Source organism: Streptomyces sp. NPDC047525 (assembly GCF_040643025.1).
Classification (GTDB): Bacteria; Actinomycetota; Actinomycetes; order Streptomycetales; family Streptomycetaceae; genus Streptomyces; species Streptomyces durmitorensis.
In genome coordinates this window covers 878,634-890,307 of record NZ_JBEYTL010000001.1, presented here as the reverse complement: position 1 = coordinate 890,307, position 11,674 = coordinate 878,634, and the positions used below count along the sequence as shown (strand labels likewise).

Below are 11,674 nucleotides of genomic sequence, written 5' to 3'. Positions count from 1 at the left end.
CTCCGGCCCTAGGCCGCGTGACTATTGCTTCTCCCGGCCAGTAAGGGCTGCGCGATCTACCTTGCCGTTGATGGTGCGGGGGAATTCAGCGAGTATCTCGATGCGTTCGGGCACCATCGGCGGGGGGAGCAGTTCGGCGAGCAGACTGCGGAGTTCGGCAGGGTCGGGCTGCACGGGCTTCGGTGCGGAGACGAAGGCGATCAACCCGGTGCTGGCAGCATTGGGGGTGACTACGGCCTCGCGTACCTGGGGGAGTGCTGCCAAGTGCGTTTCAACGGCGCCGAGTTCAATACGGTGCCCACGGATCTTGACCTGGTGGTCGCGGCGACCGACGAACTTGAGAGTGCCCTCGGCTGTCCACTGAACAAGATCACCCGTGCGGTACATCAGCTCGCCGGTGCAGGCGAAGGGATCGGAACTAAAGGCCAGCGCGGTGGCTTCGGGACGGCCGTGGTAGCCGCGGGACACGCCTTTGCCTCCGACGTAGAGCTCGCCCGTTGTGCCCACAGACACGGGATTCTGCTCTTCATCAAGGACGTAGAGCCGTGTTCCCGGGATTGGGCGGCCAATCGTGACGGGTGCTGGCGTGTCGAAGCGAGCGTAGCTCGCCCAAACTGTCGTCTCCGTCGGACCGTACTCGTTGTACAACTGCACGATGTCGCCGTGGAACAGGAAATGGCGTTCCATCAACTGTTCAGGCATCGGCTCCCCGGCGAGGATTACAGCGCTGAGCGTGCTTTTACCTTCGGTTCCGATCATCTCCATGACGTCGAGGAGGACTGCGTACAGGGAGGGCACGCACAGCAGATGCGTAACGTCGTAGCGCTCGATCAACCCAGCGAGGAGTCTGGGGTCTCGCACTTCTGCCGCTGTGGCCACGACAAGGTGACCGCCGGCGGTCAGAGTGCCCCAGATGCCTGCCACGGAGGAATCGAAGGCTAGTGGGGAGACCAGCAGGTAGACGGGCTTGCCTGGATATACCGTACGGCGTGCAAGGGTCGAGGCGGCGAGTTCGTTGTGGCCGACCAGTACGCCCTTTGGCTCCCCCGTACTGCCTGACGTGTAGATCACATAGGCGTGGTCCACCGGGTCCTCGGAGCCGCTCTCGTGAACAGGGGCCCGCCCTTCTCCCATCGGGCGCCGTTCCGTGCACACTCGTGGAAGACCGGCAACGACTGCACGTTCCTGGGTTGTCGGCGTGACGACCAACGCCACCACTCCCGCGTCGCTGAGGACCGAATCGATGCGATTGTCCGGATGCCCGCTGTCTGCGGGGACGTATGCGCCCCCGCACCGCAGGATGCCCAGGACCGCTGCCACCATCGAGGCCGAGGGCTCCGCCAGCACACCAACGCGCGACCCGGGCGTGACACCCGCGGCCAAGAGGTTGGCAGCTATCTCGCTTGCCCACAGGTCGAGTTCGCCGTAGGTGATGGAGATGCCGTTGCTGCTCACGGCCAGTTCTTCCGGCTGCGCTTCCATGAAATCGGCGGCTAGCTCATGGACCGGTCGCAGGTCAGCGAGAGGAAGGTCAGGGCCACGGCCGAGAGCGATCAGGGCCTCACGCCCCGTGGGGACGGAAACCGGCTGGGCGCCTTCTGCTGGGCGCGCGGCCTTGGCCGAAGGGCGGTCGACGGTCGCATCGAGCTCCACGAGAGCCTGTTCGATGGCCACCAAAGTGGGTTCGTGTCGCAACATGTTGGTGTGGTTGACCTCGACATCATGCATCTGGAAGTCGTGCAGGCCGATATCGGGCCAGTCGCGGTCGTCTCCGGTCAGCAGGCTCATGTCCCGGGGGTCGTGGCGGTCCGCCGAGGAAAAGAAGCGGACTGGAATGTCCTGGGGCTCGGGGCGGTACCCAGTGACCGCCATCCACAGCGACCCGTAGACACGCAGCCGGGCTTCGAAAGAGGCGAGGTCGGCCTCGACGATGTCAACGCCCTTGGTGCGCATCGCGTGGAAGACTTCCGCGGCGCCGGGTTGGTCGGCACTGACTTCCAGCCCCATGTTTCCGGCGATGTTGGCCAAGCGTTCAGAGATCAGCTCCTGGAGGACGACTGGCCTTCGGTAGAGGGAGGTGTTGAACAAGGAGACGGACACCACTCGCCGCCCCCGAGCCCGCAGCATCCTTGCCAGTTCGTAGGCGAACGTTCCGCCCGTGCAGTAGCCGGCGAGGTGCAGGGTGTTTGGCAGATCTGAAGCTTCGATGACCTGCACGAAGTCCGTCAGCAGCTTCTCGAGGTCGTCGAACGGTTCACCGTCACGAGGGTCGAGTCCGCGCACCTGGAGACCGAACACCGGGCGGTTGAAGGGTGCCCCGCCGAACCGTTGCAAGCCGATGACTCCGCCACCGCCGGTGGGCAGCAGCAGGAGCGGTATCCCATCACCTCGGTCGTTCAGCGTTACCAGACGTTTTCCGGACTTCGGTACACCGCGTCGGATCCAATCGCTGATGCCGCGGAAGGTGCGGGCATCAAAGACAACCTGCACGGGGAATTCGGATCGGAAAGCTTTGTTCAGCGCGTTGGTCATTCGCGCTGCAGCCAGTGAGTTGCCCCCTGACTCGAAGAAGTCGGAGTCGAGACTGTCGGGGGTGGATCCAAGAATGCGGTTCCACTGGGCCGCTATGACGACTTCAACGGCGTCACGTTCAACGAAAGATGACACGGACAGGAACTCCTTTGAGGGCGGACCGAAGTGAGGAGATGGGCAGGCGCAGGAGGGTGCACTCACCTGATCTGGAAGTCACGCATGTGATGGGCCTCATGACAGGCACGCCGAAGCCCTGCAGAAACGGCAGGCGAGGGGACATCACGCAAAGCGTTTACGTGCACTGTGCAGCTAAGAATCAGATCGGTGTGATGAACAACGCACCGTCCGCTGTCGTCGGCTCGCCCCCGACGCCGGAATGTGGTCCGCGCAACTCTCGCTGAGGTGGTCTGCGCGGCAGGATCACAGTGGCTCGCAGGACCCTAGCAGATCATCAAATGGTCGTCGTCAGATGCACTTGCCGGGCTCGGCGTCCCACGGTGACAGTGAACTCCCCGTGGTTACCCGCACTTTACAATCGGTCGGGAGTGTGGAACGTTTCCGACAGCGCCTGGACGTGCCCCAGGTGCCAGCTGCATGGCACATAGCCTGCTGGCAACTGGAAGACCGCTCGGCACGCAATGGGCCATCGTTTCGGGGGAAGCGACGACATAGACCTTGAACTTGTAGCGAATCTGAGGCTCACCTCGGAGAGCCGGGCCGGCGAATCAAGCCCGCCTGAGCCGTGCGAGGTTCGCTCGAGCATCACTCAGAAAGCTAACCAGCCTGCTCCGCCGATAGCTCGCCCAGCCGGGCAACGCGGATGCCGGGCAGCCTTGTAGCTTCGCCATAAAGGGCGGCAGGAACCAGGAAGCCGGTGCAATTCCGGCGCGGTCCCGCCACTGTGACTCAGGTACGTCCTGACAGTCAGGAACTGACCTGCCGCCCTCTTCCAACCGCTTAGGGGACGTGGACATCCCCCGAAGGAGGAATCCATAATGCCAAGGTTCAGATGCCACCGGCTCGTAGGCTTCAGGCCATCCGGTGACGGGGCGCTCGTGCCGTTCGCACGATCCATCCCGCGTGCTCGCCCGTGTACGGCCGAGGCGCAACGCTTTCATGGAGCAGGTCATGCAGCTGGGTCACTTGACGCCAGTTGACGTTGGTATCTGCCGACAAGCCCCAGTGATCCACTACGTCATGGATTTTTCTTCCTGACGCGAGATTCCGCCGACTAGCCGTGCCCGCCGCCCCGGGCTCCCGGTCGCGAATCGCCGTGCACCCATACCTGCCACCGCAGGAGCGGGAGGTACGGCGCTTGAGCCATCAATCCTGCCCTCTCACCGGGCAAGTCTGGCTCCATCATCCTCAACTCCACGCCCTGAGAGGGCCCTTGCCGTGCACATTCACCGGCCATTGACGCCAGGACATCACCTATGACGGACGTCGCCGCACCAAAGCCCCGTGTTGTCCCTCTGCGCCGCAACTGGCGATTCCAGAGTTACTGGCTGGGCGCCACCGTTGGTGCCATCGGCACGTCGATGTCGCTCCTGGTGTATCCCCTTCTCGCGTTGGAGCTGACCGACTCGCCACTGCAGGCCGGGCTGCTCGCTGCGACACAGTCCGCGACGGCAGTGCTGCTCGGAATACCGGCCGGCGCACTGGCAGACCGGTTCAGCAGGCGCAACCTCCTCCTCACATCCGAGACGCTGAGGATGCTGGCGACCGCGGCGGTCCTCGTCTCCGTTGTGAGCGGTGGCGCCAGTATCGGCGTCCTGTTCACGGGAGCCGCAGTACTCGGAGTGTCCGGCGCAATCGGCATGCCTGTGCGACGTCTGGCGTTGCGCTCCATCGTGCCTCCTGAGCAATTGCGCCAAGCGCTGAGCCAGGACGAAGTCCGTGTGAATCTCGCCATGCTTACCGGGCCGCCTCTCACGGGTCTGCTGTTCACGGCAGGAGCAGCTCAGCCCTTCGTCGTTGTTCTCGCCTGCTATGTAGCTTCGTTGGGCTCCGCCTTCCTCACTCGCCTGCCCACGACGGGCCAGGAAGAGGGCCCCATCCGGCTCTCCAACCTGTTCCAGGGGGCCACTGTTGGACCGCGGATCGTGTGGCGTGACCCCGTTCTGCGTTCCGTCACGGGGCTGATGACGCTCGAAAACTTCATCTTCGCCGCCCTCAACCTGATACTCATCAACCACTTCCAGCAGGAGGGGGTGGATGCTCGTACGATCGGTCTGGCTCTCTCCGGGGAGGCGATCGGTTATCTGGCTGGTGCGGCCCTGGTGACCCGGCTGCACCGTAAATTCCGTCCCGGAATGCTCCTTCTTGGAGTGGTGTGGATCTCCCTGCTGGTGACCGCCGCTCTCCTTCTTCCTTCATCTCCCGTGCGTGTATTCCTGCTGCTCCTGGTGATCTCGCTCGGCAAACCCGCCCTGTACGTACTGATTGACGTGATCGTCTTCCAGCAGGTGGACGACGCCGTCCGAGGGCGGGTCATCTCCGGAAGCTTCACAGTTCTCGCCGTCGGAGCCCCACTGGGAAGCTCCGCAGCGGGTCTGCTGCTGGGTCACCTCACGCACAGCGCAGCCATCGGGATGCTGTGCCTGCTTCTCGTGATCCCTCTGTGCATGGCGACCAGTTTCAGGAAGCTGCGCCGCGCCGACTGGCCGGAACAACCCTAAGGACACGTCATGAACACGCATCAGCCCGCTCCTGGCCCGCCCGACGGGAGAAGCGTCCTGGACGCTGTCTGCACCGAAGCCGCAGCTGTCCTCGGACAGTCACCGGTATCAGCATCGGATAACTTCTTCGCTCTGGGAGGCGACTCTCTCCGTGCTGGCCGCCTGGTGCTGCGCCTGCTGAAAGTGGTCCCGGGCGCCCATCGCATCGAGCTCCAGGACATCTTTGACGCTGCGGACTTCTCCGAGCTGGCTACGCAGATCGAGGCAGGCATAGGGTCCGACACCAGCGCAGCGCCTTCAACACATGCCACTCCTGGTGCAGCACATCTTGTCGTCGAGCCTGATGTCGCAGAGCCCGGCGCGGGGCCCTGGGCCGTTCCACTGTCCTATGGACAACTCCGCCGACTCCAGCGCGACGCGGACTCCGTGGGGGAGCGGATTCCCCACCACGTTTCGAGGTCGTTCGACATCCAGGGGCCTTTGGACCTGGTAGGTCTCGAAGCCGCGTGCCAGGAACTCGTCCAACGTCATGGGGCGCTGCGTACGGGGTTCGACCTCGACCTCCAGCACGGTCGGCACCAGGCCCAGCGTCTCGACGGCCATCGTTTGGATACCTCGCGGCTCTTCCAGGCGCGGCGCATACCCTCCTGCGAGACTGTTGGCGACGAGGTGGACTCCGAGCAGAAGGCCCTTTTCGATCTTCCCACCGAGGTCAAGCTCCGCGTTCTCGTGCTCCTCACGGGCAAGAACGAGTCCACCATCGTGATCACTGCAGAGCACCTCGTGTGCGACGGGCACTCCTTCGCCATCCTCCTCAGCGACCTGGCCGCTCTCTATAACGCCCGCACGCAGAAGTTGCCCCCGGGGGCTGCTCTGCCGCAGCTTCCTCTCCGGTGCTGGGCCGAGGAGGAGAAAAGCCAGCAACTCGCGGCGCTGGAGCAGCGACTTGCCCACTGGCGGACGCGTCTTGACCCTCTGGAAGCACTGCCCGAGGTCCGGCTTACCGGCATGCGTGACCCGGATGTGTGGCCCACGACCGCGGCCCAACTCCGCAGCTCGCTGCCGGCCGCCACGGTGCAAAGGTTGCGCGAGACGTGTGCCTCGCAGTCCGCGACCTTGTTCTCTGGCTTCGTGACAGCCCTCGGGCTGGCTGTACTGGACGACACTGGCCAGACCGTCCCCGGCATGGTCAGTCCGACTTCAGGCAGACCAGCGGGCTGGGAGGATGAGGTCGACTGGTTCGCGAGCTCTGTCATCAACCGCTTCCGCATCAACACCCAACTGAGTCTCGGCGACGCGCTCAGTTCGGCGAAGCAGTCGGTCGCCTCGGGACTCACCCATGCCGTCCCGCTGCCGCTGCTCCTCAAGCACCTCCAGTTCAACCGAGACATCGTGCAGCGCTGGCGACCGTGGCTCTATCTGGCCCTCGAAACAGACGACGGCGCGCCCTTTCCTCTGCAGGGCGTGACGGTCGAACCAGCGGTGGCCGAGGTGCAGTTGGCGCTCAGGGCGGGACTGACGGTACGCGTGGACATTCATCAGCCTGAGTATCAGGACGCGGGTGCCACTGTCCTTTTCCAGTATGAACGCGAGGTGTGGCCCGCAGAGCGCGCGGAGAACTTCATGGCGACGTTCGTTCGGATGGTCGCCTTGGTCGCGCAGAACCCCTCCGACCCCAACGTGGCCGGCCTGCTGCGGTCGAACCATGTCCTTGCCAGCCGCTAACGGCAGCAGCCGTCCAGGTCCCCACACACCACCAGGAACAGTTCATGGCGCAACGCTCCAGCACAACACGGCTCGACAACGCTACGGCACCAGGCTCTTTGGCTCCGAGACCTGTTGTGCTGGTCCTCGACTACCCCGGCCAGCGCCCGGAAGCAATGCTGTCCGAACTGCGCCTAGAGGACGCGGGATTCGATGTGCGGTACCTGCTGGTGCGCCCCCTGCCTCAGGAGCTCAGCGCCGAAAAGTATGCGCAGGGGGCGTTGAAGGCGGCGGGAGACATATCAGGTGGAGTGCATGCAGTCCTGGCCTACTGCATGTCGGCCGCTCTCGCCCCGTACGTCGCTACGTTGGCTTCGGCCGAACATCTCCTCTTGTTCGATGCTGAGCGGTCCACTGCCAAAACAGTCGCCGACGAGCTCCAGTCCATTCTCCGGTCTTTCAACAGCGCAGATACGCTCCCCGACTGGTGGTGTGGCGAAACCCTCAAGGTCTCGCCTGCAACGCTGCTGGAGCGGATTAACAGCCACCTCTTCGACGCCATACGGGCCGCACTCGCTGCAGACTCTGACCCGAGCGTGGACGAAGGGCAAGACCAGGTGACGGACCAGGTAGCCCGCAGCATGGTGAGGACGTACATGGATTGGTTCTCCCATCTTGTGGCCGCTCACGGCCACGCTCCCGAGTCATTCAACGGCCCGTGGAACGCAGCGCACATCGTTTCGGACGGGCACGTCCTGCCTGACGGCTGGCGGGGCGTCGCCTGCTTGCCGCGTCACACGGTGGAAACCAGCCGACGAGAACTGGCGCGCGCCGACGAAACACAATCCCTGGCGCTGCGCCTGTTGCAACAGCCGCTGACGTGAGACCGCACGCTCACGGCAATTGCGCCGCACAGTCCAACAGCAGTGAACCAGCAGAACACACGGGGGCAAGAAACATGTCGAGTTCACTCAGGAGAACACTGCGGGACACCGAAACCAGGACCGCGGCCGTGGCCACACTCGGCCCCGTCGGCACGGATGCGCACGCGGAGGCGTCACGTCACTTCGACCGAGTGCTGCTCGCGGACTCCTTCAACGCCGCCATGGATCTGGGGTTCTCGAAAAGTATCCCGGTGCTCGTCGCGGCCGGCTTCCTCCAGCGGGACGAACACACCGTCGTGGATAGCTGGGTCGACATGCACTTTCGGAACTTCGAACGAACCAGCCTTGTGGCGACCTGGGAGAGCCCGACAAAACCGATGTGCGTGGCCGTTAACAGAGCGCGTGCCACAGCAATGGAACTGATGGACTCCATCGCGATACACCCGGCGACCGCGGCTTTCGCACGTAGATTCGCGCCGCGCGCCGCCCCCTGCTTCGTCGACGCAAAGCCGGTAGCAGTCAAGTGGGCAGAGGAAGGGCGCGTGGACGGCTGTATCGGTTCACTGGACGTCGTGAAACAGGGGGCCAAACTCGACATTCTGCATGTCTGGCAACCGACAATGGTCTGGTGCCTGTACAAGCCCCACGCCGATTCCAGAACAGACAGCGCAGGGCCAAATCCCGAAGCCGCTACACTCCAGCCGTAGCCGTGGGCCCACAAAGGGGCCCACGCGCATGATTCCGCTCTAGACAACACGTGCCAGGGAGAAACCTTGAAGGTCCTTATCGCTGGAGGCGCCGGATTCATCGGCAGCACAGTCGCCTCTGCATGCCAGGACAACGGCATCGAGCCCATCATCGTTGACAACCTAGTGACGGGTAGGAAAGAATTCACGACAGGTCGTGAATTCTTTGAGGGAGACATCGCGGATGGCGACCTCATCGACCAGGTCTTCGCTGAACATCCGGAAATCGAAGCTGTTGTTGACTGTGCCGCACTGATCGTCGTACCAGAATCGGTTGCACAACCGTTGCGGTACTACACCGAGAACGTGGCCAAGGGCATCGCCTTCTTGGGACACCTTGCTCGGAACGGCTGTAAGCGCCTGATCTTCAGCTCCTCCGCTTCCATCTATGCCACGGGTGACGACTTCGCCGTCGACGAGGATTCCGCGCTCGCCCCGCTGAGCCCCTACGCCCGTACCAAAGCCGTCTTCGAAACGGCTCTGGAGGACATCAGCTCGACCGGGGAGATGAACATCGTCTCTCTGCGCTACTTCAACCCTGTCGGGTCCGATCCGAAGATGCGCTCAGGGCTCCAGGTCCGCCGTCCCACGCACGCGCTGGGAAAGATGATCGAAGCGCATCAGCGGGGCGAGACGTTCGAGATCACAGGAGTGGACTGGCCCACCAGGGACGGCACGGGTATCCGCGACTACATTCACGTGTGGGACCTCGCGCAGGCGCACGTGCAGACACTGCGCAGGTTCGACTCCCTGTTCCCCGCCGAGCCCTTCACGACCTATCAGGTCATCAACCTGGGAACGGGCACGGGCACGACCGTACGCGAACTTGTCGATGCCTTCTCCAAGGTGACAGGAACCCCGCTTCAAGTGGTGGAGGCCGGACGCCGGCCCGGGGACAACGCGGGCGCCTTCTCCCGTGGCGAACGGGCTGCCGAACTCCTTGACTGGCGCCCACTGCATTCAGTGGAAGAGGGAATTAGGGATTCTCTCGCATGGTTTGAGAAGCGCGATTCAATCATCGGAACCGATAGCTAGGTCAAAGGTGCCATGAATAACAGCCACCCACTATTGTTCGACGCAGCTCGTACGTCGCCCCCCACATCTTCACCCGTGGGGTCAACGTCGCTACTGGCCGCAAAATACCCCGACGCAATAGGCGCGTGGGTGGCTGAAATGTCGTACAGCGTCGCCAGGCCGATACATGATGCAGTGAAGCGTCAGATGGAAGCTGAAACACTCGGCTACAACGATCCCATCAGTATCGACCTGGCGCGCGAGTCTGTCGTCCGCTGGATGAAACAGGAATATGACTGGTCCATTGCAAGCAACTCGGTAGGATTTGTCAGCGACATCGTCACGGGATTCGGTGCGATCCTCACCCACTTCCTTCCCCCAGTGGCTGACATTGTCGTGCCGACGCCCGCATACGGTCCGTTGCTGACCGTACCGGCGTTGTTCGGACATCGCGTCCAGGAAGTGCCGTCACTGTCAAGTAGTGCATTCCATCGGATGGACTTCGAAGGGATCGAGCGCGCCCTGGCGAACGGGGCACGCCTGGTGGTGCTCTGTAATCCACACAACCCCACCGGCCGCGTGTTCACCGCAGAGGAACTTGGCCGACTGGCTCAACTGGTCGACCACTATGGAGCTCGGGTATTCAGCGACGAAATACATGCACCGCTTGTCACCGCATCAGTTACACACATTCCCTATGCGAAGGTCAGCGCAGCCGCAGCGTCCCACACCATAACAGCCAGCTCCGCCTCGAAAGGGTGGAACATATCTGGTCTCAAATGCGCCCAACTGATCTTCTCTTCCCCAGCGGACGCCGAACGCTGGCAACACGTCGCCGACTTCTTCATCAAATCCGTCTCTCGGTTGGGGGTCTCGGCTATTCCTGCCGCCTACGATCACCCCGAGTCCCACGACTGGCTAGCCTCCGTACGTACGCAGCTTGCCCGCAATAACGCGCTAGTCGCCGAAACAGTCGCCCGTCGATTGCCTGAAATCGGTTATTCTCCCGCCGAGGCAACGTACTTGGCCTGGCTCGATTGCCGCGCATACGGACTCAGAGAGCCAGCCAGATTTTTCAGAGAGCGCGTCGGCCTCGCAATGTCCGATGGAGGCGAGTTCTCCGCACCCGGACATCTCAGGTTGAACTTCGCACTTCCCGAGGACGTGTTGCGCAAGGCGCTCACAGCACTCGTCCGCGGCGCAGAGCTTCTCCGTTCCAGCCGACCGCTCGAAGAGACGGTGACGCACCATGCCTGACATTCTCGTCGCGGGGTACGGCGTGATGACCCGCGGGATCCTGCCCCACCTCTTGCATGAAGAGGGCTTCTCCGTCTCTCTCACCAGTCGGCACCTAACCACACCGCCGCATCCGCACGTACGACTCACGCAGCGAGCGGACCTGGAGCGAGCCGACATCATCCTCGGCTGCTTCGAAAACGATGCGGCCAGCCGAGATTTCTGGACGTCTCCTCACGTCATCGAGATGATCGCCCGCACCAAGCCTGTCTGTATCGAGATGTCCACACTCAGCCCCTCCTGGATCATCTCCTGGCACGATCACATCAGCGACGGGGGCGGCGTGTCTGTCGAATGCCCCGTCACCGGCAGCCGGCCCGGAGCGGAAGAAGGTACCTTGTCTGCCTTTGTCTATGAGAGCGCTCAAGACGAGCGGACAGAGAAGACACTCAACACCTTCACCCAGCACCGCTACAGCTTCGGTTCACCTGGCCACCCCACGCGCTTCAAACTCGTATACAACGCATGGGGTGCGACACTGCTGCACACTCTCACTGCCTTCGTTCCCACACTTCGGCAAACCCTCGGCAGTGACTTTGACCAAGCAGCTCGCATTCTGTCGAGCGATGGCTGGATGTCGCTCGTATGCACCAGCAAGCTCGACCGCATGATCGAAGCGCGCTTCGACAGCGCCGACTTCGCGCTGCGCAACATGGTCAAAGACCTGCAGTACGCCCGTGAAGTCATTCCGTCGCCGAACCCGCTTCTGGACCTGGTGCATGCCTCCTTCGCAGAGGCACAGGCGATGCATGGCGGCGACGCAGACTTCTCAGCCGTGACCAAAACACGTACTGAAGGCAGAATATCGTGATATCAACGG

8 protein-coding genes and 1 riboswitch are annotated in these 11,674 nt (G+C 62.9%); of the genes, 7 read left to right on the top strand and 1 reads right to left on the bottom strand.

The features are described from left to right. Positions 1-21: 21 nt before the first annotated feature. Positions 22-2,667 carry an amino acid adenylation domain-containing protein gene (locus ABZ833_RS04215; protein ID WP_361040717.1) on the bottom strand — a complete coding sequence of 882 codons (2,646 nt, stop codon included), beginning with the start codon at positions 2,665-2,667 and terminating at the stop codon, positions 22-24. 685 nt (positions 2,668-3,352) lie between these two features. Next, a riboswitch (cobalamin riboswitch) is annotated at positions 3,353-3,487 on the top strand. 478 nt (positions 3,488-3,965) lie between these two features. Between ABZ833_RS04215 and ABZ833_RS04210 the strand changes: the two genes are divergently transcribed. From ABZ833_RS04210 to ABZ833_RS04180, 7 genes are all read left to right on the top strand, one after another. Next, on the top strand, positions 3,966-5,210 hold the full coding sequence (locus ABZ833_RS04210; protein ID WP_361040714.1) for an MFS transporter: 1,245 nt from the start codon (positions 3,966-3,968) through the stop codon (positions 5,208-5,210). Positions 5,211-5,219: 9 nt separating this feature from the next. Further along, positions 5,220-6,935 carry a condensation domain-containing protein gene (locus ABZ833_RS04205; protein ID WP_361040711.1) on the top strand — a complete coding sequence of 572 codons (1,716 nt, stop codon included), beginning with the start codon at positions 5,220-5,222 and terminating at the stop codon, positions 6,933-6,935. 44 nt (positions 6,936-6,979) lie between these two features. Then, positions 6,980-7,798: a hypothetical protein gene (locus tag ABZ833_RS04200; RefSeq protein ID WP_361040708.1), complete on the top strand. Its 819-nt coding sequence runs from the start codon at positions 6,980-6,982 to the stop codon at positions 7,796-7,798. A 128-nt stretch (positions 7,799-7,926) separates the two neighbouring features. Continuing rightward, positions 7,927-8,505 carry a hypothetical protein gene (locus tag ABZ833_RS04195; protein ID WP_361040706.1) on the top strand — a complete coding sequence of 193 codons (579 nt, stop codon included), beginning with the start codon at positions 7,927-7,929 and terminating at the stop codon, positions 8,503-8,505. Between the two features lie 66 nt (positions 8,506-8,571). Continuing rightward, positions 8,572-9,579: a UDP-glucose 4-epimerase GalE gene (galE, locus tag ABZ833_RS04190; protein WP_361040705.1), complete on the top strand. Its 1,008-nt coding sequence runs from the start codon at positions 8,572-8,574 to the stop codon at positions 9,577-9,579. 138 nt (positions 9,580-9,717) lie between these two features. Then, positions 9,718-10,815 (top strand): aminotransferase class I/II-fold pyridoxal phosphate-dependent enzyme, encoded by a 1,098-nt coding sequence (locus tag ABZ833_RS04185; protein ID WP_361041358.1) that lies wholly within the window; start codon positions 9,718-9,720, stop codon positions 10,813-10,815. Further along, entirely contained in the window at positions 10,808-11,665 is an 858-nt protein-coding gene (locus ABZ833_RS04180; protein WP_361040702.1) for an NAD(P)-binding domain-containing protein, read from the top strand. Before ABZ833_RS04185 ends, ABZ833_RS04180 begins: the two co-directional genes overlap by 8 nt. Positions 11,666-11,674 lie beyond the last annotated feature (9 nt).